Origin of the sequence: Poritiphilus flavus (assembly GCF_009901585.1) — a bacterium.
In the GTDB taxonomy this organism is placed as follows: domain Bacteria; phylum Bacteroidota; class Bacteroidia; order Flavobacteriales; family Flavobacteriaceae; genus Poritiphilus; species Poritiphilus flavus.
In genome coordinates this window covers 95,591-118,952 of sequence record NZ_WXYO01000006.1, presented here as the reverse complement: position 1 = coordinate 118,952, position 23,362 = coordinate 95,591, and the positions used below count along the sequence as shown (strand labels likewise).

Annotated in this window: 14 protein-coding genes and 2 tRNA genes; 9 read left to right on the top strand and 7 right to left on the bottom strand. The window is 43.7% G+C overall.

Annotated elements, in window-relative coordinates; translation table 11 throughout:
• Positions 1–85: 85 nt before the first annotated feature.
• The 4 genes from GTQ38_RS13335 to GTQ38_RS13320 all read left to right on the top strand — a co-directional run bounded on the left by GTQ38_RS13335 (position 86) and on the right by GTQ38_RS13320 (position 9,587).
• Positions 86–2,149, top strand: coding sequence for a glycosyl hydrolase 115 family protein (locus GTQ38_RS13335; protein WP_161436040.1), 2,064 nt, complete (start codon positions 86–88; stop codon positions 2,147–2,149).
• A complete protein-coding gene (locus GTQ38_RS13330) occupies positions 2,136–4,460 on the top strand; it encodes a GH92 family glycosyl hydrolase (protein ID WP_161436039.1) in 2,325 nt (774 codons plus the stop codon). The genes GTQ38_RS13335 and GTQ38_RS13330 overlap by 14 nt, the downstream gene beginning before the upstream one ends.
• Before the next feature lie 85 nt (positions 4,461–4,545).
• Positions 4,546–8,601 (top strand): hybrid sensor histidine kinase/response regulator transcription factor, encoded by a 4,056-nt coding sequence (locus tag GTQ38_RS13325; RefSeq protein ID WP_161436038.1) that lies wholly within the window; start codon positions 4,546–4,548, stop codon positions 8,599–8,601.
• 143 nt (positions 8,602–8,744) lie between these two features.
• Complete coding sequence (locus GTQ38_RS13320) at positions 8,745–9,587, top strand: inositol oxygenase family protein (RefSeq protein WP_161436382.1); 843 nt, start codon at positions 8,745–8,747, stop codon at positions 9,585–9,587.
• 7 nt (positions 9,588–9,594) lie between these two features.
• Here the strand turns inward: GTQ38_RS13320 and GTQ38_RS13315 are convergent, their stop codons facing one another.
• Both GTQ38_RS13315 and GTQ38_RS13310 read right to left on the bottom strand, forming a co-directional pair.
• Positions 9,595–10,965, bottom strand: coding sequence for a YncE family protein (locus GTQ38_RS13315; RefSeq protein ID WP_161436037.1), 1,371 nt, complete (start codon positions 10,963–10,965; stop codon positions 9,595–9,597).
• Between the two features lie 518 nt (positions 10,966–11,483).
• Positions 11,484–11,568, bottom strand: a tRNA-Ser gene (locus GTQ38_RS13310).
• Between the two features lie 189 nt (positions 11,569–11,757).
• Between GTQ38_RS13310 and GTQ38_RS13305 the strand changes: the two genes are divergently transcribed.
• A complete protein-coding gene (locus GTQ38_RS13305; protein ID WP_161436036.1) occupies positions 11,758–12,741 on the top strand; it encodes a carbohydrate kinase family protein in 984 nt (327 codons plus the stop codon).
• A gap of 131 nt (positions 12,742–12,872) precedes the next feature.
• Positions 12,873–13,580, top strand: coding sequence for a Bax inhibitor-1/YccA family protein (locus tag GTQ38_RS13300; protein WP_161436035.1), 708 nt, complete (start codon positions 12,873–12,875; stop codon positions 13,578–13,580).
• A gap of 77 nt (positions 13,581–13,657) precedes the next feature.
• Here the strand turns inward: GTQ38_RS13300 and GTQ38_RS13295 are convergent, their stop codons facing one another.
• The 3 genes from GTQ38_RS13295 to GTQ38_RS13285 are packed head-to-tail and all read right to left on the bottom strand — an operon-like array spanning position 13,658 to position 17,206.
• A complete protein-coding gene (locus tag GTQ38_RS13295; protein WP_161436034.1) occupies positions 13,658–14,668 on the bottom strand; it encodes a 4-hydroxyproline epimerase in 1,011 nt (336 codons plus the stop codon).
• 11 nt (positions 14,669–14,679) lie between these two features.
• Positions 14,680–16,263, bottom strand: a complete 1,584-nt coding sequence (locus GTQ38_RS13290) for an aldehyde dehydrogenase (NADP(+)) (RefSeq protein WP_161436033.1) — start codon at positions 16,261–16,263, stop codon at positions 14,680–14,682.
• A 22-nt stretch (positions 16,264–16,285) separates the two neighbouring features.
• Positions 16,286–17,206 (bottom strand): dihydrodipicolinate synthase family protein, encoded by a 921-nt coding sequence (locus tag GTQ38_RS13285; RefSeq protein WP_161436032.1) that lies wholly within the window; start codon positions 17,204–17,206, stop codon positions 16,286–16,288.
• Between the two features lie 131 nt (positions 17,207–17,337).
• Between GTQ38_RS13285 and GTQ38_RS13280 the strand changes: the two genes are divergently transcribed.
• Both GTQ38_RS13280 and GTQ38_RS13275 read left to right on the top strand, forming a co-directional pair.
• Complete coding sequence (locus GTQ38_RS13280; RefSeq protein ID WP_161436031.1) at positions 17,338–18,195, top strand: AraC family transcriptional regulator; 858 nt, start codon at positions 17,338–17,340, stop codon at positions 18,193–18,195.
• A 136-nt stretch (positions 18,196–18,331) separates the two neighbouring features.
• Positions 18,332–19,891 (top strand): M28 family peptidase, encoded by a 1,560-nt coding sequence (locus tag GTQ38_RS13275; RefSeq protein ID WP_161436030.1) that lies wholly within the window; start codon positions 18,332–18,334, stop codon positions 19,889–19,891.
• Positions 19,892–20,137: 246 nt separating this feature from the next.
• On the opposite strand, the gene GTQ38_RS13270 is transcribed toward GTQ38_RS13275, so the two are convergent.
• Positions 20,138–20,213, bottom strand: a tRNA-His gene (locus GTQ38_RS13270).
• 326 nt (positions 20,214–20,539) lie between these two features.
• Here GTQ38_RS13270 and GTQ38_RS13265 point away from each other — a divergent pair.
• Positions 20,540–22,636, top strand: coding sequence for a tetratricopeptide repeat-containing sensor histidine kinase (locus tag GTQ38_RS13265; protein WP_238857934.1), 2,097 nt, complete (start codon positions 20,540–20,542; stop codon positions 22,634–22,636).
• Here GTQ38_RS13265 and bshB1 read toward each other — a convergent pair.
• Positions 22,633–23,355, bottom strand: a complete 723-nt coding sequence (gene bshB1 / locus GTQ38_RS13260) for a bacillithiol biosynthesis deacetylase BshB1 (RefSeq protein ID WP_161436029.1) — start codon at positions 23,353–23,355, stop codon at positions 22,633–22,635. The two genes, GTQ38_RS13265 and bshB1, sit on opposite strands and share 4 nt — an antisense overlap.
• Between the last annotated feature and the right edge of the window lie 7 nt (positions 23,356–23,362).

The following is a 23,362-nucleotide window of genomic DNA, read 5'->3' as shown; positions in this document are numbered from 1 at the left end:
GCGACCATAGGCCTGCTCATGGCATTTAACACACATATATTTTTCCTCGCCAATAGTTTTAAGCTTATCATTCAACCGTTAATTCATGCATAGAATATTGATTTCTTTTTTGGTGATTGTACAGTTGGCTCATGTTTCTTGTGTAGAACACAAATTGACCAAAGTATACCTGATTAAAGGTGACCATGTCGATACTCTTGAAGAAAATGCTATATACGATTTAAAGGCTGATCTCGAAAAAAGTATTGATAATGAAGTCCTCGTACTTTCAGAAAACAGCCCAACTCCTGAGGAAGGGGTCATACTGGTTTTGGGGACCCCCCTTTCAAACAACCTCATGATGAAACTCCTTGCTGATAGTGGCAGTTCATTGACTGGTGATAATCCTGGTCCAAGAGGTGGATTGTGGTCTAAAATTTCGTTTCCAAATGGGTTAAAAGGTATCGCATTGGCCGGGTCTGACCCCCAGGGCCTGCAATATGCCATTTATGATTACGCCAGAGAAATTTTGGACATCGACCCATTATCCTATTGGACCGGAAAAGAAGGCGGCAAAAGGAATGTCGATAATCTATTTGCTTTTGAGAATCGGGTTATAGCTCCACCCAAAGTACCCATACTGTGTTACTTTGAGAACGATGTTGATGAATTGGCCAACTATAGAGGAAAGCCGTTGGAATACGATTGGGAAAGCTACGCGGCAATGATAGATGCCCTCGTAAGATTGCGTTACAATGCCATTCAGCTTTTTGACATGTTGGGCAGGCCGGAATTTTACAAACGTCCGGAATATCAAAACAGGTATCCAAATTACCAGTTGGATGTCGAATATCTGGACCGAATGATTGATTATGCCCATAGTAAAGGCATGAAAGTTCAGGTTGATTTCGCATTGGGGTACCAATTGCATCCAATGGAAGAAGAAATGGCAAACTGCTGGAAACTTTACAAGGAAAATTGGATAGATGCCTGGCGCTACTATTTTGAAGAAACACCACTGGCCAAAACTGATATTTTTATTCTAAGACCCCGCCACCAGATCTGGGATTGGGAATATAAAAGCAGTTGTGGCGAAGATAAAATCGAAGTCTTCAACGAAGTATTTGAGGTTTTTGATGGGCTGGTGGATTCTTATAAACCCAATGCAACAAAAGCCCTGATCTGTTATTCGGATGCTATGGAGATGTACAACAACGGATTTCGACCTCCAAAGGATTGGATCGTCGCCTGGTCAGATGACGGGTTTGGTGGTTTTGAGCATTTGCCCAATTCAACTGATGGTTACCAGTTTGGCACCTATATGCATGCCGGTTTTTGGTTGAACCATACTGTTCACGATCCCTATCCGGAAAAGGTAGCCTCAAGAATGAAACAAATGTTCGGGGATTATGGCGCAACGGCATATTGTATGGTCAATGGCCAGACATTTCGTCCGTTTATGCTTAATCTTGAAGCCTATAGCCAGGTCTGTCAAAATCCGGAAACTTTTCACGGAGACACTTTCTATAAGACCTGGACAGAGCGTTATTTTAACGAGAGCGTAGCGGCAGATGCCCGAAAATCGATGCAATTTTTACATAAGGCACAACAAGGGGGCCACATAGGTTATGTTCAGCATCTATGGGAAATTCGGGAGGCCATAGCATATCTTTCCAACAAATCTATTGAAAGACCGGGTAAATCTCCGGTACCTTATTCATACGCCAGGGTGGAAAATGATTTTGACCATGTACTAATGGTCAAAACGTATTTAGATAGTGCGATGGTGGAAGCCAAAAAGGGAATGTCCAAAGATATGGGCGAAGAAAAAGTATTTTACAATTCCTACATAAAGCTTCCTGTACAGATCTATGACGACCTTATTGCATTTGAACTGAAATTGCATAAAATGGCTAAGCTGAAGAAAATGTATGAAGAAACAGGCAATACAGTGAAAATCGAAGAGGCTTTTGCGGTTTTGGCAGATGCACGTAATGACCTTAGAATAATTTATGAAAACAGGTTAAAGGGGGATGGAATTCCAAAATGGGAAGGATGGTACCATCCGAGAAATCGGAGACCCAATAACGGATTCCCTACCGTGGCTATGATGGATGCCATAGATAGTAACCTTCAGAACCTCATAAAAAAGCAGCATGAAAATAAGTAGGCTTTTTTCTTTTTTCATCCTCTTGCTTATCGCATTTTCAATCTTTTGTTGTCAGCATCGTGACAAACAAATGGCAATTGCCCTTAATTCCACAACAAGCCATCCTGTCGATCTGGTATACCCACAATTGGATACGGAGAATTCTCGATGGTTCCTGTTCTCTTCCGCGAGCCGTCCCTTCGGTATGGTAAACCTAAGTCCTGATACCAAGCTCAGGGGAACTTGGGGCAGTGGTTATCGCTATGAGATAGACACAGTAAAAGGGTTTAGCCACATTCATGGTTGGCAGCTCTCAGGTCTTTCCGTAATGCCATTGTCCACTAATGAAGAAAAGGGTAAATCACCTTATACCGACTTTTATTCAAAATTCAGCCATGATACTGAGAAAATAGCGCCGGGCTATCATTTTCTTCACCTGGACCGCCATGACATAGATGTAGAACTAACCGCAACAGAAAGGGTTGGTTTTCATCGCTATAAATTTCAAAATGGCGCAAATCAGGAGATTCTTTTTCTTTTAAATGCAACTTTAGGCCCTTGCACTACCGCAGATGGTGAATTGCAACAAGAGACACCTACGACACTCTCCGGCTCATTCATAATGCAACCCACAGAGCGACGACCAAGGCCATTTAAGGTCTATTTCAAAGTAGCGTTGAACACAGAAATTACGGCGGTCGATAGGGATGGATCTACTGGCAATTACAAACTTACGCTACAAAAGATCAATTCACCCGTATTGATGAAAGTAGTCATTTCATATACCTCATTGGCAAACGCCGAGAAGAATATGCAAGCCGAACTACCCCATTGGGATTTTGACCAAATTGTTGGGGAATCAAAAGATCATTGGAACGAAATGTTAAGTCGAATCAAGGTAGAAGGGGGTAGCGAAACTAACAGGCGTCGTTTTTATACAGATTTGTGGCATGCACTATTGGGTAGAAAAATGATCAACGATGTCAGTGGAGCATATCCCGATAATACAGCTGAGACATTTCGCATTGGCCAATTGCCAATGACAGTCGATGGTCGTCCTCAATTCAACCATTACAACTCTGATGCTTTTTGGGGTGCGCAATGGACCATCAATACCTTATGGGGTCTGGTATATCCTGAAATTAAACAAGAGTTTGCCAAATCTTTGCTACAGTACTATACCGATGGCGGATTGATACCACGAGGACCCTCTGGGGGCAACTACACCTATGTAATGACCGGGGCTTCCAGTACCCCTTTTATCGTTAGTGCCATTCAGGAGGGATTGATTAACGAGGATCTGGAAAATATTTATAATGCCCTGAAAAAAAACCATCTATCAAATGGTATTATGGCAAAAGCTGGTTACGAGCACAAAACAGCTTTGGGCGGTGGCTTCGATTATTATGAGGAGATGGGATATGTGCCCTATCCCATTCCGGAGGGAAAATTCGGATTGCACCAGGATGGTGCCAGCCTGACTCTGGAATATGCCTACCAGGATTATGCCTTGGCTCAACTAGCAAAAAAATTAGGGCATAAGGAAGATTATCAAATCTTTCTAAAAAGATCTGAAAACTATAAACAGGTATTTGATGCTGAAACAGGCTGGATGAGGCCAAAAAACGTTTATGGGGAATGGAAAGCCGATTTTGACCCCTATGTTTATGAGAACGGTTTTAACGAATCTAATAGTGCACAGTCTACCTGGTTTGTACCCCATGACCTTGAGGGCTTGGCTAAGTTAATGGGGGGTAATGATGAAGCTGTAAAAAAGCTTAACCAACAGTTTAGGGAAGCCGAAAGCCTTGGTTTTACTTCTGGGAGTTCGCATGAGCGTGAAAAACATCCTGAATTCAGCCGAATACCTGTCAATTTTGGAAATCAGCCATCACTCCACAGCGCTTACATTTTTGGGAAATTAGGGCGACCTGACCTTACCCAATATTGGTCTAGAAAAGTGGTGAACAAAGTTTTCAGTGGCCTTTCTCCAAAAACCGGATATAACGGGGATGAAGACCAGGGCCTTATGAGCAGTCTTGCCGTGTTGAAAAAGATAGGATTGTTTCAAATGGACGGTGGTGTTACCGCTGACCCTGAGTATCAGATTGGCAATCCACTTTTTGAGAGAATTACTATTGAGCTGAATAATGATTTTTATTCGGGAGATGAGATTGTGATCATTGCAAATGGAAACAGCAATACGAATTTTTATATTGAAACCGCGAAGTGGAACTCAAACCCTCTCGATAACCTCTCCATCAATCATCAGAACCTGACCAGGGGTGGGGTATTGAATTTGGAAATGACAAACGACAAAAACAACCCTTAGAACAAAAAAATCGAATCATCCGAGCATATCTTAATTAATACATAAATCAATACGTATTGATTTTAAAAGCGTAAATTGTTAGTTGATGTATTATCATGACCTTATATTCAAAACCTTGTTTGTTTGGCTATGCTGTAGTCCATTCATTCATGGTCAGGATATTAAGTTTGAGCATTACAATGATAATGATGGTCTTTCACACAATTCTGTACGTCATATAGTACAAGACAACAATGGATTTCTTTGGTTGGGAACTTTCTCAGGCCTTAACCGTTTTGATGGATATCGTTTCACGCCCTACCTCTACTCCTTTTCGAAAGAAAGTGGACTTAATAATAACGACATAACGGCCCTGGAGTTTGATTCAGACAACGATCATTTATGGATAGCCACACGAAACGGACTCACCTTATTAGATTTGCAAAACCATTCTTTTCGCACATTCCTGCCAGAACAGGGCAATGAAAATAGCCTTCAAGATAGCGAGATACGTTCCGTACTTGTCGATAGCCAAAAACGTATCTGGGTAGGGACGAAAACCAAAGGGCTTTTTCGTTACCATGTTGAAAAAGATATATTTTCCAGGGTAGAAATAGAGGATTTTGAGTATGTAAAAGAGTTGTTTGAAGATAAGAACGGGCATATTTGGGTGAGCACCTATGGAAAAAGATCCATCGCCAAATTGATCGTCGACGATGCCGGAAATATTAACCAAATACAACATTATACGCTTTCTGTGCCTAATTCCCAGGAACAGAATCCATATGTAAATTTCATATATCAAGATCACAAGTCCGACTTGTTTATCGGCACCCGTAATGGCCTGTATAAATTTGATATTGAGACCAATCAATTTGTCAATCTCTATATTGAAGACCGTACCATGCGAGATCAGCTCGGACCTTATTTTCTGTCCGTGGCCCGATCTCCGGAGGGGAGATATTGGGTGGGCACCCTTGGCGGATTACTGACCTGTGATCGTCTTGAAGACATTCCAGAGGGGAATTTTGATTGGTACTATACCGTTCTTTCTGATGACACTTCTATTGTTGACAATCTGGTTTCCGCGCTTTATTTTGATGCCTCAGGTATATTGTGGATTGGCACTGAAGATGGTTTGGATAAATATGACCCCTACAAAAACCAGTTTCGGCTCAACAAGGATATTTCATCACACATCAACAACCAATTGCCCCGAATCAGAGGGTTTTCAAAGACATTTGACGGCAAATTGATTGTTGCCACCAGGCACAACGGTCTGTTTTTAATGCATAAAGACAGTATTATGACGCTGTTCAGAAAAGACTACGATATCGCCAGCATTTATTCTAAAGACGGTAAAATTTTTTATTGCGGTTTATGGGATGGTAAGATCCTGGTATACAATTATTCAAATGGTGACTATGAAATCATTGATGTTGGCTTTAAAATGTCACCTGTCCTCGCCTTCGAAAAATTTTCAGAGAATCAGTTGATGATCGGTTCTTTTGGCGAGGGTGCAATCGTTCTGGATGTCAAAAAGAGGACTCCTATTCATGAGGTGGGCAGGCTTTTGCCAGATCGATCCATCAACAAGATTGTATCGGACAGGTTGCAAAAACTACTCTGGTTCGCTACGGAGAAGGGTGTCGCAAGCTACAATATATTGACTGGTGACATTAAAAATTATGTCGCTGATAAAAAAAAGAAAAATCCACTGCCGCATGAAAATGTCAGTGATATAATTCTTGATGCCCAAAACACCTTATGGGCCGCAACGCGTTTGGGACTAAGCAAATATGATCCCGGTTCAGATGATTTTTTGGCATTGCAAGAACCTGGTGAATTGGCAGGTAAATGGGTAACCGATATGGTGTTGGACGCCAATGGTCTGTTGTGGCTCAATATGAACAATAGTATTGCCAAATTTGATGCAGGCAGTGATATCGTAAACATTTACAATACCAACAGCGGTAACAGGCTGGATGTTTTCAGCTCAAGCGGCTTTTATCATATTGAAGGATCAAATATTTATTTGGGAGGGAAGAACGGGGTCATCTATTTTTCTCCCTACACCCTGCAGGAAAACAAAAAGTCACCCAAACCTTTCATCTCTGAGTTCAAGGTCCAAAATAGAACGGTGTATCCAGGGGTAGAAATAAACAACCAGGAATTTGGGATGACAGATTTTAACTATGGTAAAGAGGTGTCTTTAAACCATAACAACCGCAATTTTTCGTTGCAGTTTTCATCTCCGGCATTTTCAAACGAGCGATTGAACAAATATAAATATAAGCTTGAAGGCTTTGATGAAGATTGGATTACAGTCAATAGTAATTCACGAACGGTTCAGTATACCAACCTCTATCCAGGATCCTATAACTTTAAATTGGTGGCCAGTAATAGCAACGGTTACTGGAGCGAAGAGGCTTCCTACAAAATAGATATTAGATCTCCTTTCTGGTTGACTACCAAAGCATTGCTCATTTTCTTGTTTGTGCTGGCCATAGCCATCTTCTTTATACGTCGTGAGATCAAAAATCGCCTCCGCTTACGGCAAGCCCTGCTCATGGAAAAAATTAAACAAGATCGCATTGAAAAACTCAACAATGAGAAATTTCGTTTTTTCACCAATATCTCACATGAATTGCGAACGCCTTTGACACTGATTTTGGGCCCTGCAAAAGATTTGTTGAAGCAATCGAAAGAGCTGAACAATGAATACCTGGGGTCGCGTTCGGAGCTGATTTACCAGAATGCTTCCCGCTTGTTAAAATTGGTCAATCAAATATTGGACTTTAGAAAAGCGCAGGCTGGTGAATTAAACTTAAAAGTCAGTCAAATAGACATACTGCAACAATGCAAGAGTGTTTTTGACTCCTTTAAAGACTGGGCGACCAGCAAGAATATCTCTCTCAATTTCAATTGTGAATACGACACGATTTCGGGTTGGATGGACAAAGACAAGCTTGATAAAATTTTATATAATTTATTGTCAAATGCAATAAAGTTTACCAATACCAATGGTAGTGTAGACCTATTTGTAGGTTTGAATGATGATGATGCAGACCATTTGGTGCTTGAAGTCAGCGATAATGGCATCGGTATACCTGATGCGGCTCAAAAGAGTATTTTTTCAAGATTCTTTCAGGCCAGAAACAGCAAAGAGAACAATACCGGGTCAGGTATTGGGCTATCCTTGGTTAAATCACTTGTAGATGTTCACAATGGAAAAATTGAATTACAGAGCAATCCTGAAAACGGAACTGTATTTACCGTACGGTTGCCGATCAAGAAACGTTTCTTTAAGGTTTCAGAAATCAGTAGTCTTTCCGTTAAAAGGAAAGCCTTGCCCAAAGAGCTGCACAAGAAAAAAATCGTACCAAAAACAACTCATGTCAAAGAGAATATATTGCTCATCGAGGACAATGCAGAGCTTCGGGATTATGTAGATGAATACTTATCGGAGTTTTATCGGGTATACAGTGCAGAAAACGGAAAAGAAGGTCTTCTGCTGTGCCGTCAGGTCAAACCGATACTTTGCGTAGCGGATATCATGATGCCCGTTATGGATGGTCTCCAATTCTGTCAGGAACTCAAAAAGGATGCAACGATAAGCCATATTCCTGTGATACTCCTTACGGCCCGTTCCGAGAATGAAGACAAAGTTCGCGGGTTTAACGTTGGTGCCGATGGTTATTTGGTCAAACCTTTTGACCCCTCATTGCTGTATACGCGAATAGTTAATATTATCAATTCGCGAAAAGAACTGAAAGCCAAATTTTCCGGTGAGGCAGAAAGCGAATTCAGTCTCCTGACTCATTCGCCCATTGACGAGGAATTCATGGAGAAAGTCACTCATTTGATTGATGATAATATAGCCGAGAACAATCTGACCACGTCGTATTTATGTCGTGAATTGGGTATGAGCTCTTCAAAACTATACCGAAAAATCAAGGAATTGACCGATTTGGCGCCCAATGAGTTCATCCGTACCGTACGGCTCAAAAAAGGAGCAACACTTTTAAAAAGCCGTAGGTATAATGTTTCCGAAGTAGCTGTTTTAGTTGGGTTTAACGACCCTCTGTATTTCAGTCGCTGTTTTCGGAAGCAGTTTGGCTATCCTCCTAGTCAATTGATAAAGAATGAAATAAAGGTTTGATCCCGGTTACGGATTTGTCCATAGTTTCTACGTTATTTTCCATATCATGACCTAGCAATGAAAGTATTTTTGTTGTTACAAAGGACCGAAGTTTAAAAACATTGCTCGTGAGACCATCTAAAAATGAGAAGCTGCACCATCCAATGCGGGATGTTGATGATTGGGAAGATGATTTGCTACAACGCTATCCCAATCCCGGTGAAACTAAAAAGGAAAAGGACGATTACAGAAATTATGTCGATTCAGACAGGATCGACGGCGTTCGTGAGTTTTACAGGCTGAACCACAAATATCAGACTTATGATTTTGTCTGCCGTAAGGAAGAAGAGTTTTTGAAGTTTGACAAGCGTACGATGTCTATTTGGGAAGCTGTTGATTTTCTTAATACCCTGGTTGATGACAGCGATCCCGATATCGATCTTGATCAACTGCAGCATCTGCTTCAAACTTCTGAAGCTATACGTGCGGATGAGCATCCGGATTGGTTTGTGCTAACTGGCTTTCTGCATGATATGGGCAAGGTGCTCTGCCTTTTTGGTGAGCCACAGTGGGCTGTGGTTGGCGATACGTTTCCTGTTGGATGTCAATTTTCCGATAAAATCGTCTATCCCGAATTCTTTGATGAGAATCCTTATGCAAAAGATGAACGTTACAACACCAAACTTGGGGTGTACACAGAGAACTGCGGATTGGATAATGTGAAAATGAGCTGGGGCCACGATGAATACCTTTACCAGATCATGAAGGATTATTTGCCAGAGCCCGCCTTGCATATGATCCGATATCATTCTTTCTACGCCCAACACCGTGAACAGGCCTATGACCATTTGATGGATAAAAAAGACCATGAAATGTTTAAATGGGTGAAAAAGTTCAATCCATATGATCTGTATTCCAAGGCACCCACACCACCTGATGCTAAGGCCTTAAGGCCATATTATGAAGATTTAGTCGCGAAATATTTACCTGAGAGCTTGAGTTTCTAGCAACCCTTTAGTCGACATTCGTTTCAAATAGGGACCACTGCTCCAAAATATCGGAATTTGACGAAATTTTCAGGAGGAAAAAACATTTGTCTCCATTGGCATTGATAAAGACGTAATGTCCTTCTGATTCATATAGTGAACCTCCTCCCTGCCCATCCGGAATAAGAAAGTCGGGTAACAGGATCTTAGAATGATACCACAGGGATTCAGAGTCAAAAACCTGGACTCTGTTAGTAGGGACATCGAAATTAAGGGTATTCGAAAAAACAGCATAAATTCTATTGGCAGCGGAACTGTGATCCAATGCCAATACATGTGCCCCATTTAATCCTCCATTATATAAATTCCCCATATGTTGCATATCCGTATCTCTATTGGATGTAGAACTGAAAACATTCGCACCTTTAGTGAAGAGCATTGCTCCGTCGTCTGAAATCCAAAGATCTCCGGCAATAGGCCAATCTCCATGATAAGGAGATTCGTATAAATATTCAGCATTACCTTCGGATATACTATACTTTTCAATATCAGGAGGAAAAACATCCGTCTGTACCCCGTAGATATTAATTCCATTAGGATGTAATTTTCCCTTGGTACCGTCATTAATAAGAAAACCTGTATGAAATTCTTCTGATTCGCTATCAAGATCTATTCCATGAATATGCACCCATCCACCATACCCAGGGCTCGGGAACACGTATGCCCAGTTATTCGGCGCAAATACTATATCAAAGGCACTTGTTGATATGGGTATGATTTTGACCTCTGAAAGGTTTGAGAGATTGTAAAGCGATATAAACGATTTATGACCAACAACGACTTGATTACCATCAGGGGATATCGACAGACAATTTCCCGGAAGATCCAGAGCGGTAGACTGGAACACCCTGGTGGCAGCATCATACTTGACCAATTCATTAGATTCTGTAATCATCACCATTGCATCCGTTTGTCGGTTGAATTCAGCATCTATGATATTCCAGTCCAGATTCACTGTTTCCTCTACATAATTAACCCCCTCTACTGTGAGTTGTTTGCGATCAGATCCGTTCGTGAAATCAACAGTCAATTCAAAGCTTCCGTTTGCGAGACCTTCTCTATCTAAGCTAATCGTAAGATCTATTGCATCTCCACGGCCTAAATTACCCTCATCGGGGTTTATTGAAATGTTAGGGGATTCTGTGATATAGTTCCAACGAAATTCTCTGTTTCCGTTGTTTCTTAAACGGATTATTGTTTCATTTTGAAAATAATCGAAAAATATAGTTTCTACGTCCGTCCCGATTGTAGTATCAGGGACCGCTTCATCGTCTTTACAAGATGTAAGTATCAGTAAAAACAGCATAAATAGTGGAAACAAAAGAAGGTTCTTTTTCATTTCGTTATCTGATTTGGCAGCAATAATTCAATATGGCACCTAGCGCACTTTAAATAACCTATAGCCAAGATAACAAATCGTCAAATTTCTGAAGGAATTTTTTGTTAAGCGGATATAGACTTTAGTTGTTTAACCGGGGTTGTACGCACAAAAACGCATCTTTTGCAAATCTATTATGAATATCCGGCCGATGAGTTGCTGTACGATATCCTAAGGGCGGTTTTTTATTCCCTTCCGCAAGCTGAAACAAGGAAAGGATTACTCGCCTAGCCTGCCTTGATCGGCAGCGAAAGGCTCGTGATCCCGAAGAGAGGGAGCCTTGCAAAAAAAGCATTGTTTTGGAGCGCGTATACTCACTTTCAAAGCATATCTTTAAGTAGGATTTCTCAGAAGACCAGTCTTGAGCGCAGCCGAAAGGCTCCTAAACGGAGCGGATTTTTATTCCCTTCCACAAGCTGAAACAAGTTTCGCTTGCTTCAGGGAATAAAAAAAGCTTCACGAAGGTGAAGCTTTTTTTGCGGAGGAAGAGGGATTCGAACCCCCGGAGGTGTGACCCTCGCCGGTTTTCAAGACCGGTGCATTCGACCACTCTGCCATTCCTCCTAAACTCTTAAATTGTCCTTTACAGTATATCGCCTGTAACAGGGGTGCAAATATAAAACCCTTTTTGCTTTCCCTGAAGCATTTTGCGACTTTTATGTCATTATGGTTTGTAAAAAGTCGTTTTATTCGATGCTGTAAAAAGATGTGCAATTCCCCATTTTTTTTTACCTTCCATTAAATTCCAATGTTATGGCAAATTACAAGGTCGCGGTACTGGGGCCCATCCCCAGAGATCATATAACCACCCATCACGGGGAGGTGATCGAAAAATACGGCTGTGCCACCCATACGGCCATAGGTCTGGCCCGGCTTTTAGGGGACGAGGGAACGGTTTATCCGGTTTCTCACGTGCGTAAAATAGACGAGGGACCCATTAAAGCCATACTGGATGCCTACCCCAATATAGACACCACACACATCACCTCGGATTCCGACCAGGGAGATGTTATCCAACTCAAATTTGTAGATCAGAATAACCGGCTCGAAAAACAGACCGGCTTTATGAATCCCATCGTCCCGGAAGACCTGAAGGAACTTTTGCACTGCGATGTGTTTGTCTGCGTACCTATCACGGATTATGAGGTTTCCCTGGACACCCTGAAATACATCAAGCAAAACAGTAAAGGCATCATCATCTTCGACGCCCACGGCCCTACCAATACGGCAACCATTTCCGGAGACCGGCTGATCAAGTTCTGGATAGACCGGGATCAGTGGTTACCCTATATTGATGTGCTGAAAATGAACCTGGAAGAATCTCGTTGCTGCTGGTTCGAAAAAGAGTACCAACTGGAAGACCTAAAGCACTTCGAGGACGAGAGTACCGAACACCTTCCTGCCCTGGCGGATCATGTACTTAACCACGGTATCAAATGCCTGATCGTCACTTTAGACGAAAAAGGAGGGGCCGTATTCTACAAAAAAGACGGACATGTGCATCAGGAGATCGTACAATCTATCTGGGTAGATCATGTGGTGGATACTACAGGCTGCGGAGATTCCTTCGCCGGAGGACTTGGATTTGGCTTACTTGCAGACCCAACGGATTATATCCGGGCAGCCAAATACGCTAATGCACTCGGAGCCCAGCGGACCCAGGGGCGTACTTTTGAAGTATTCAAGTCCAGGGAAGAAACCGATCAGATGATACAGGATACCTATGGCGCTGTCTGAGCCAATACCTCCATTTTGTAAGTAAATACGTTATTTGTCGAAAATTTGAACGCTTTGACAAGCTTATGCAATTCAGGGCCTGCTTGTACCGTTATGGACCTTCTTTAACAAACCTAAATCATATACAAACTATGGAAAACCACGAAACCCCACAAATTCAAATGGTAAGTGATCTTAGCGGACAAGAGCGCGTAGCTTTTTACAAAAGGACCTATGCCCATCTGGCCGGAGCCGTCTTATTGTTTGTACTTGTAGAAACACTTTTCTTTCAAATTGAACCCCTGGTGCTTTTTGCACTTTCACTCACCGAAGGCGTTAAATGGCTGTTGCTGCTCGGCGGCTTTATGCTGGTTACAAACTATGCGGAACGCCTGTCCGTAAAAAATGAAAATACAGGAACCCAGTACGCGGCCCTGATCTTATACGTCATTGCGGAGGCCTTTATTTTTATTCCGCTGATCTTTATCGCCATTGCCGTGGCACAGGATGGCGGTTTTAGTATTCTAAACCAGGCGGCTATCCTTACACTCTCCCTGTTTACGGGACTTTCGGCGGTGGTATTCCTGACGAAAAAGGACTTTTCCTTCCTTAAGTCGGCCCTGACCATTGGCTTTTTCATCGCTATTGGCCTTATTGTCGCAGGAGTGTTGTTCGGATTTAACCTTGGGCTTTGGTTTAGTGTGGGTATGATCGTACTCGCCTCCGGATCCATTCTTTACCAGACCTCAAATATGATCCACAAATACCAGTCGCATCAGCATGTGGCAGCTTCCCTTGGCTTGTTTGCCTCGCTGATGTTGTTATTCTGGTATATACTGAGTATACTTTCCAGTGATTAACAACATATAGATCAGGTTGGGCTAATCTACATGCTGAAGAACCCGGCCCGACCTGATAACTTTTTATTCACCACAGATCAGACCACCTGAAAGCCATGAGCGAAGGGATCGTCTTTATCAATGGTGATCACATTCCTTCCATACACTTTGGCCCAGCCTTTGATACTGGGCTGAATCCCTTCAAAATTTCCCACTTTAGCTTTGGCCTCTACCCTACCGACAAACTGAGACCCGATTATACTTTCGTGTATAAACTCCTCTCCCAGGCCCAACTTGCCTTTGGCATACCACTGGGCCATTCGAGCCGAAGTACCTGTGCCACAGGGTGAACGATCTATGGCTTTATCTCCATAAAAAACGGCATTTCTGGCAGTGGCTTTAGGATCGATAGTACTTCCTGTCCACAGAATATGACTTACATCCCTGATGGTGGCATCTTCAGGATGTACAAAAGCCCCGGGATATTTCTGATTGATCCTCTTTCTTAATTCCCCACTCATTTGAATCAATTCTGCCGCTGAAAAATCCTGCAGTCCGGAAAAATTCTTTTGTGGATCGAAGATGGCATAGAAATTCCCGCCATAGGCCACATCAAAGACCAACTCCCCGAGCTCCGGACTTACAATCTGCAATTCACTGGCAGCCAGATAGGCGTTGACATTGGTGAATTTTACCCAGGCAACCCGCTCCCCTTCTTTTTCATAGCTAACCGTGATCAGTCCGGCCGGGGTCTCCAGCCGCAGTATTCCTGGATTTTTTGGTACGATAAGTCCCTCCTGTAGTGCAATGGTCACCGTACCAATGGTGCCATGACCACACATGGGGAGGCAGCCGCTGGTCTCTATAAACAAGATCCCGCTATCATTTGCCGGATCTGAGGGAGGATATAATATACTGCCACTCATCATATCGTGCCCGCGAGGCTCAAACATTAAACCTTTACGGATCCAATCGTAATGTTTTAGGAAATACTGCCGCTTTTCACTCATGGAATTCCCCTGGAGTTCGGGTCCACCCCTGACCACCAGTCTAACCGGATTACCGCAGGTATGGCCATCTATACAATGGAAAACAGAAGTACTATCCATTCAGATACTGCTTATATGCTTCTGTCTGTACTTTCATTGTTGACAAGCCTGGAAATCTGTAGGGGATTTTCATTTTTTAGTTCATCCGGAAGGGCTTCATTGGGCCAATTCTGATAGCTCACTGGCCTGACCCATCTTTTGATGGAATGTATCCCAACCGCCGTAAATCTACTGTCCGAAGAAGCCGGATAAGGGCCTCCGTGTTGCATGGCCGGGCTTACTTCAACTCCGGTTGGCACCCCGTTGAAGATCAACCGCCCTACTCTGTTTTGTAGTGTATCTACCAGAGAAGCGTGTTCGGAAAGATCGTCGTTCTCTGCAAGCACCGTTCCGGTAAGCTGCCCTTCAAGCTGGCTAATCGCCTTTTCGAGCTGGGCGGCATCTTCACATTCCACGATCATGGAAAAAGGCCCGAAAACCTCCAGGTGTAAAGTGCTATTTTCCAAAAAGTCCTTCCCTGAAACTTTAACCACCATCTGCCTTGCAAAATTTTCCTGTACCTCTTGCTCGTAATCGGCTACTACTGCCGTACCGGACTGAGCAACGGCCTGTGCCTTGTTTTTGTCATAAGAGGAGGCAATATTAGGATGCAACATGCTCGTAGGGCTTTTGGTAAGGATCTCATCCGAGAGTTTTGAAATGTATGCGTCCAGCGCATCACCCCTGATACCCAATTGCAAACCCGGATTGGTACAGAACTGTCCTGTTCCCAGAGTAATGGAGCCCGCATAGGTAGTGGCCCATTCTGCTCCCTTTTCGCTAAGGGCTTTGGGTAAAAGTATCACCGGATTTATGCTGCCCATTTCCGCAAAGACCGGGATGGGTTCCGGCCTTTGGGAACCTAAATTAAAAAGTGCGCGCCCGCCACGGATGCTTCCCGTAAATCCTACCGCTTTTATGCCGGGATGCTTTACCAGCTGTGTCCCTACTTCTATACCGGAGCTGTTTAGGTTAGAGAATACGCCATCGGGCATTCCGGTATCGAGAGCGGCTTTTGCAACAGCCGATGCTACCAACTCCCCGGTTCCGGCATGCATAGGATGACTCTTGACGATCACCGGGCATCCGGCAGCCAAGGCGGAAGCGGTATCGCCTCCAGCAGTGGAATACGCCAGGGGAAAGTTACTGGCTCCAAAAACCACAACGGGTCCGAGCGGTACCATCATTTTCCTTAAATCCGGTCTGGGGATGGGTTGTCTGTCAGGCAGGGCAGTGTCTATGGTCGCTTCTACCCAGGATCCTTCTTTCACCAGATCCGCGAAACTTCGCAATTGCCCTACAGTCCTACCGCGTTCTCCCTTCGCTCGCCCTTCCGGCAGCCCAGTCTCAGAGCAATAGGTGCTTATAAGTTCCTGGTCCAAAGCCATGATCTCGTCGGCTATAGCGTTTAGGAAGGCCGACTTCTCCTCCCCCGTTTTTTTTCTAAAAGCGCGAAAGGCCTCCGTTGCCAGCCTTACCGCTTCGTCGATCTCCTCCTCGGTAGCTTCAGTGAAAACACCCTCATTTTCCAGGTTTAAAAGTGGATTAAACGTTTTGAAAGTGACGGTGCCATTTGCTGAAAGCCTATCCCCAATAAAATTCTTTCCATGTAACATGCCAGTGCTCGTTTTTGTAAAGTTACGGATATGCCGGCTTATATTCGGGTAGTACGGGACGAGAAGCCATGGCTTCATCAATAATCTTTAAAACCCGCTGCCTTTCCGCACCGCTCAACGGCAGTCTGGGAGGTCTCACATTTTCTGTTCCGATTCCGGTGGCTACCTCCGCGAGTTTTATGTTTTGTACCAACTGCGGGCTGATATCCAACTCCAGTAAGGGCATAAACCAGCGATAGATCTGACGCGCTTCGGACAGCCTTCCGGAGCGGATAAGCTCATAAATTGCAACGGTTTCCCGGGGGAAAGCACAAACCAATCCGGCAACCCAACCGTCTGCACCCATCAGCATACTCTCCATGGCCAGGGTATCCACCCCACAGAGAATCTTAAGCCGGTCCCCAAATTTGTTTCGGATACGGGTAACGTTGGAAACGTCTCTCGTAGACTCTTTTACAGCCTCTATATTACCGCATTCCAGCAATTCCTCAAACATCTCTAGGGTAACCTCTATTCCGTAGTCTACAGGGTTGTTGTATATCATAATAGGTAGATGGGTACTATCCGCGATGGTTTTGAAATAGGTCATGGTTTCACGGTCCGTCGCCTTATACCGCATCGGAGGAAGTATCATCAGTCCGTGAGCCCCATATTCCGCGGCTTTGGCTGAGGCTTGCACCGCATCGTCCGTGCGCTGTTCCGCAATATTGATGATCACAGGCACCTTATCTGCCGCAAGCTTAACGGTTTCTTTTATCAATGTTCCCTTTTCTTCTTCCTTTAAGGTACTGGCCTCTCCCAAGGTTCCCCCGAGTATAATACCGTGAACTCCCGCCTCCAGCTGGGCCTGAATATTCAGCCGGAACATTTCCAGGTCCAGGCTGTCGTTATCTGTGAATTTAGTGGTGACCGCGGGCATCACACCCTTCCATTTTACTTCCATATTGAACGTATTATACTTACAAAAGTAAGGGCTTCTGTTATGAAAAATCCCGCTGATCTTGATCAAATATGAGACTATATTAACCTATTTCCTTTTCATTATGTAAAATTTTATATAATATTAGCGCACTGATGAAAAAAGCACATTCCTTTAATATCCCAAAAACACCGGCCAACGCGTTAATCGTCCAGGAAGACCATGGGTCCAGGTTTTACGATCGCCTCCATTTGCACGAAGAGATACAGCTGAGTTGCATCCTGGAAGGCCGTGGTAAACTGCTGGTTGCAGACAGCGTTCATTCCTATAGTTCAGGAGACATATTTGTAATAGGCAGCCAGTGTCCCCATGTTTTTCGTTCGGATGAAGAGCAGGGTACTTCACATATGATCTCCATATTTTTCACCAGGTACTCATTTGGGCCGGAGTTTTTTATGATCCCTGAAATGCAGTCCCTATCCGCATTCTTTGCGGCTTCAGAACAAGGGATTCAGCTAAAAAGTAATAAAGAAACCATCAGGAAGCATTGTGAACAGATCCTGTCTGCCAATCGTTTCGATCGCTTTTTGCTTTTTCTAAAGCTTTTAAAGCGAATATCACAATCAGATCAACTTCCGCTATGCGGATTGTCCTACCCCAAAAAGATCTCTACAACAGCAGGAGACCGTATGGGTTTGATCTTTGATTATGTCATGCACAATTTTCAACAAGAAATTACGCTGGCCGATATCTCTGAGAAAGCCTTTATGACGCCAGAAGCCTTCTGCCGTTTTTTTAAAAAGCGTACGAATAAAACCTTCTTTCAGTTTCTGATCGAGCTCCGGATTGAACACGCCTGTCAGCTACTGGCAAGTGAAGGATCGCTTTCCATTTCCGAGATTGCGGACAATTCCGGTTTTCGATCTATTTCCAATTTCAACAGGATGTTTAAGAAGCTAAAAGGCCTTACTCCAACGGCTTATTCTCATAATTTGCGGTCAAGATCCCTTTAGATTCTACCGCTTATACGGTGATCGTTATCACTCAAAATATCAGAGTATTAGGCCTTAAGAATTATATTTTTATTTGAAGTTATATAGGTTCTTTTCACTATTTTTGGGGAATTTGACAATTGTTATTGCTGATAATATGAAAAAACTAATTTTGCTTGCCCTCGGATTGGCTACAGCCTGTAATTCTTCTCAAAAGACAGTAGCCGAACCCGCGGCTACGGAACCTGCCGTCCCAATGGCGGTTACCTATGCCGGGACCATTACGGAGTCTGAGTTGAAGGAACATTTGTATACCTATGCATCTGATGAATTTGAGGGACGGGAGACCGGAAAAGAAGGCCAGAAAAAAGCAGTGGAGTACCTGAAGAAAGCCTATGAGGCCCTGGGTATTCCTGCCGCCCAAAAAGATGGCAACTACTTCCAGAATGTACCCCTGGAGATGGCGAAACTTCCATCGGGTAGCATACTTGTAGGCGACAAAACCTTTGTTATCGGAGAAGACTTTTTAACCTTTTCCAAAAGCGAAGGTACTTATGACGAAATCCAATATGTGGGCTACGGGATAGAAGATGGTAGTTATTCCGATTACAAGGACCTGGACGTTTCCGGTAAGCTCGTATTGATGAAATTCGGTGAACCAATGAACGAGGATGGCACCTACCTGCTTTCCGGAACCGAAGAAAAATCTGTATGGAGCAATGTTTCTGAGTCTATTGGAAAACGCAGCCGGCTTGCCAAAGAAAAGGGCGCCAAGGGTATTTTGTACTACGATACTGCCAATTATAAAAGATTCAAAGGCTATTACGATTATATGAAGCAGAACAAAAAGGGAAGTATGGGGCTTAAGAATAACAAGAAGAATCCGGCCGTAGTTGTATTGGGAGAAGGAATGGCCAAGGCTCTACTTCCTGGCATAGACGAGCAACAAGCTGCAAGCAGTATAGGCTCCAAGATCACTTTTGAGTTAAGCAGTGACAATGAGGAGATCAAATCCGAGAATGTTGTCGCGGTACTGAAAGGCAGCGAAAAGCCGGATGAATACGTAATCATTTCTTCCCATTTGGATCATATAGGCGTGAATGCCAATGGCGATATCAATAATGGCGCGGATGACGACGGCTCAGGTACCGTAGCCATGCTGGAAATCGCTGAAGCCTTTAAACAGGCGGCTGACGCGGGACAGGGACCAAAACGATCCATTGTTTTTCTGCACGTCACCGGGGAAGAAAAAGGCCTGCTTGGCTCGCAGTATTATGCCGATGAAGATCCAATTTTTCCGCTGGAGCAGACGGTAGCCAACCTGAATATCGATATGATTGGCAGGATAGATCCAAAGCGCGAGGGTGAAAGGAATTATATCTATCTCATCGGGTCTGATAAACTGAGTACTGATCTGCATGAGCTTTCAGAAGAGGTGAACAAAAAATACAGCAACCTGGAGTTAGACTACACTTACAACGACGAGAATGATCCGAACCGCTTTTACTACCGAAGCGATCACTATAATTTCGCAAAGAACAATATTCCGATCATCTTTTACTTTAATGGGACACATGATGACTATCACCGACCCGGTGATACTCCGGATAAGATCAATTACGATCTGTTGCAAAACCGTTCCCGACTTATTTTTCATACGGCCTGGGAGGTAGCGAACCGGGACCAGCGTGTTGTAGTGGATAAAGCCGCGAAATAAAGCTTTAGAGAATTAAGATAAAAATCCGGCAGTGCCGGATTTTTTTTTAAAGAGTAATGGTTCCCTTTCTGCAAACCTGCTGACTACCCATCGGGCACGTCAGTAGGTTCATTAGTAAGAAACAGATGGGAGTACCATCCACTTGATCGTCTTGTTAAATGTAAGTGTGGAAGCTGAATTAATCTTGCAGGGAATTCAAAACAAAAAGTCCCACCTTCTTCAGGTAGGACTTTATTTCACTTTTAGGGGTGGAAGACCGGGTTCGAACCGGCGACCTCTGGAACCACAATCCAGCGCTCTAACCAGCTGAGCTACAACCACCATTTTACGCTTTCGGTAGCGAAGCTGCCTGTATGCCTAAGCAAAGTGCAGACGCAAGCTACAACCACCATTCAGAAGCGGAGGCAAAGGTACTTTTTTTTGCTCATTGATTCAAAATAAAACTCCTGATATTTTCTTCTTCCTCGCTCCGCTTTAAGGCCTGGTTCTAATGGACTAAAACTGTCCTAAATCGACTTATATAGGTCAAAACATCGATCAAATGCACTTCTTACCAGATAAAACACACAAAAAAAGGCGTTTCACAACATAAATTGGTGCATCGTAAAGAGCTAATGTACTTTTAACTCAAGTAATAGATCACAAGCGATGTCCCATGTAACTTCCTGCTTTATGGCAATTGCCAGGAACCTTCGGTATCTTATTGTGCCGTTGGCCTTCTGGGTATGCTATTCCGGTATGCTTCACGCCCAGGAAACCGAGAGGGACAGTTTGATCAACGAATTACGACGGCTTGAGTCTCAAAAGGGATTCACCGAAAATGACTCTACCTACGTAAGCCTGCTTAATGAGCTCGCCTGGAACTATCGCTTCTTCAAGACAGACAGTTTATTATTACTTTCCGAAAAAGCCCTAAAGATCAGCAGAAATATTTCTTATAAAAAGGGAGAAGGTTGCGCACTACTAAGATTGGGAGACTATTACTCAGACAAGGGTAATAACAACAAGGCCATTGAGTATTATCAGGCAGGACTTAAGATTGCCAATGAGGTCGGTGAAGGGCATCTGATATTGCGGATCATGAATAACCTAGCCGGTGAATACGCCTACAAAAGCGATTACGCCAAGGCGCTTACGGGCTACCTGGACGCGATTGACAAAGCCGAAGAACTGAATAACCTGGAAATGCTCTCCATCCTGAATGAAAACGTTGCTAACCTTTATGCTTCACAGAAAGACTACACCCAGGCCCTGGAATTTTATAAGAAAGTCAGGAAGATCAATACCGAGATCGGAGACCCGGTTATTATGGCAGAAACCAATAGCAACCTGGCTTCCTTATATGCGGACATGGGCGATTTGGAATACGCCATGTTCTACGTCAACAAAAGTATTACGACTTTCGAAAAGGAGAGGATCATGGACTGGCTGGCCTTCGCCTATGAGACCAAGGGTAAAGTTTACCTGAAGCAAGACAAATTCCAATGGGCTTTGTTCTGGTACAATCAAAGTGATCTGTTACATAAAAACCTGGACGATGATCGATCCAGGATAGGCCTGCTTAACGGCATGGCCGAAGCATATCTGGGCCAGGGAAAAGACAGCATTTCGCAAAAGCACGCCCTGGAGGCATTTGAGATCTCCAGTCGGATAAAATTTTTAGAAGGCACTCAGAAGTGTGCCAAAACCCTGTACAAGATCAACAAGAACAAAAAGGATTTTGCTACTGCCTTAACTTATCATGAATTGTATCAGAAGCTTTCCGATACCTTGTCCAGGAACGAGAACAAAAAGAGCCTTACGATGCTCAAGACCAAAAATGAATATGAGCTACAAAAGCAGGCACTGATCACAGAAAATGAAAAAGCATTGGCCCAGCAGCGCCAATATGTAAACGCTGCCCTGGCAATTTTACTTGTTTTTATCGTTGTCACTTTCCTGGTACATCGCGGACAAAAGATCCAGAGAAAACTGAACGTGGAGCTGAAAACCAAACAGCAAAAACTTAAAGTCAGAGAGGCTGAACTACAGGATAGCAATGAGACCAAGACCAAGTTGTTCTCGATTATCGGACACGATCTCCGCGGTCCTATCGGAGCGCTTCAGGGATTGCTAAAGATGTTTAACGATGGGGAGATCCAGAAATCGGAATTCCTGGAGTTTATCCCTAAACTCAATGACGATGTAGACCATATTTATTTTACTCTAAATAACCTGCTCTCATGGGGATACACCCAGATGAATGGGGCGGTAACCAAACCTTCCGTAGTTGCTATGGATTCATTGGTAACTGAAAACATCAACCTGCTTTCGGAAATCGCCAAGAAAAAATCGATCAAAGTTATCAGTAAAATTCCTGAAAACGCGCATACCTGGTCCGATACCAATCAAATAGACATCGTAATAAGAAACCTTATCAGCAACGCCTTGAAATTCACCCCTGAGAACGGAATGGTTACCATAGCCGCATCTGAAAAGAACGATCACTGGGAGATTTCCGTCAGAGATACCGGGGTGGGCATGGACAGGATCACTGTAGAAAAGCTGTTCTCTAAGAATTCCAACATCACTACCTACGGCACAAATAATGAAAAGGGAACCGGACTAGGCCTGTCTCTCTGTAAGGAGATGGTGGAAAAAAACAACGGAAAGATCTGGGTAGACAGCGTTTTGCGAAAAGGGAGTTCGTTCTTTTTCACCCTTCCAAAACCAAAAGCCGAGAAAAACTACAGTCAGGCCAGCTAAAAGATCGCATCCAGGTTATCAACCGCAATATGTCGCTCTACGGTAAACCCTTCGGCATATTCCACCCCAACCAGCCTTCCAAGGTCGCGTGATCTGTAGGTAATGCTTTCCAGGAAATTCTTGCTGCTTATCGGAGTATTTGGTTCCTCGCTTTTAGGATCGTAAAACTGAGAGCTATAAGCGGAAATTGCCGCTACTTTGGTCTCTATATATCCGGAAACATCCACCACAAAATCGGGGTCCAGGTTTTTCCATTGAATATAGTGGTATACCTGTTTGGGCCTCCAGGGTTCCTGCCACTCATCCTGTCCCGGTAATTTCGTATCAATTTTTACCAGACCACTCAGAAAACAGGCATCACTGACTAAATTGCTGCCCCTGGCATGATCTATATGCCTGTCGTGAATGGCATTACAGAGTACCTTTTCCGGACGGTATTTGCGGATCATTTGGATAACTGCAAGTTGATGTTCCCTGTCGTTCACAAAAAAGCCATCGGCGAACTCCAGGTTCTCACGTACCGAAATTCCAAGGATCTTAGCGGCAGCGGCCGCTTCGCTATCTCTGATCTCCGGGGTACCGCGGGTTCCCAGTTCTCCACGGGTCAGATCTACTATCCCCACTTTTTTGCCATTTGCCGCCTCTTTAGCAATTGTAGCTCCTGCGCTCAGTTCAGCATCGTCCGGATGAGCGCCAAACACCAGAATATCAAGTTTCATATGGTTT

Excerpts from the sequence above, each read along its gene's own strand:
- GTQ38_RS13335 (WP_161436040.1), top strand. The coding sequence starts at position 86 with ATGCATAGAATATTGATTTCTTTTTTGGTGATTGTACAGTTGGCTCAT.
- GTQ38_RS13330 (WP_161436039.1), top strand. The coding sequence starts at position 2,136 with ATGAAAATAAGTAGGCTTTTTTCTTTTTTCATCCTCTTGCTTATCGCA.
- GTQ38_RS13325 (WP_161436038.1), top strand. The coding sequence starts at position 4,546 with ATGTATTATCATGACCTTATATTCAAAACCTTGTTTGTTTGGCTATGC.
- GTQ38_RS13320 (WP_161436382.1), top strand. The coding sequence starts at position 8,745 with ATGCGGGATGTTGATGATTGGGAAGATGATTTGCTACAACGCTATCCC.
- GTQ38_RS13315 (WP_161436037.1), bottom strand. The coding sequence starts at position 10,965 with ATGAAAAAGAACCTTCTTTTGTTTCCACTATTTATGCTGTTTTTACTG.
- GTQ38_RS13305 (WP_161436036.1), top strand. The coding sequence starts at position 11,758 with ATGGCAAATTACAAGGTCGCGGTACTGGGGCCCATCCCCAGAGATCAT.
- GTQ38_RS13300 (WP_161436035.1), top strand. The coding sequence starts at position 12,873 with ATGGAAAACCACGAAACCCCACAAATTCAAATGGTAAGTGATCTTAGC.
- GTQ38_RS13295 (WP_161436034.1), bottom strand. The coding sequence starts at position 14,668 with ATGGATAGTACTTCTGTTTTCCATTGTATAGATGGCCATACCTGCGGT.
- GTQ38_RS13290 (WP_161436033.1), bottom strand. The coding sequence starts at position 16,263 with ATGTTACATGGAAAGAATTTTATTGGGGATAGGCTTTCAGCAAATGGC.
- GTQ38_RS13285 (WP_161436032.1), bottom strand. The coding sequence starts at position 17,206 with ATGGAAGTAAAATGGAAGGGTGTGATGCCCGCGGTCACCACTAAATTC.
- GTQ38_RS13280 (WP_161436031.1), top strand. The coding sequence starts at position 17,338 with ATGAAAAAAGCACATTCCTTTAATATCCCAAAAACACCGGCCAACGCG.
- GTQ38_RS13275 (WP_161436030.1), top strand. The coding sequence starts at position 18,332 with ATGAAAAAACTAATTTTGCTTGCCCTCGGATTGGCTACAGCCTGTAAT.
- GTQ38_RS13265 (WP_238857934.1), top strand. The coding sequence starts at position 20,540 with ATGTCCCATGTAACTTCCTGCTTTATGGCAATTGCCAGGAACCTTCGG.
- bshB1 (WP_161436029.1), bottom strand. The coding sequence starts at position 23,355 with ATGAAACTTGATATTCTGGTGTTTGGCGCTCATCCGGACGATGCTGAA.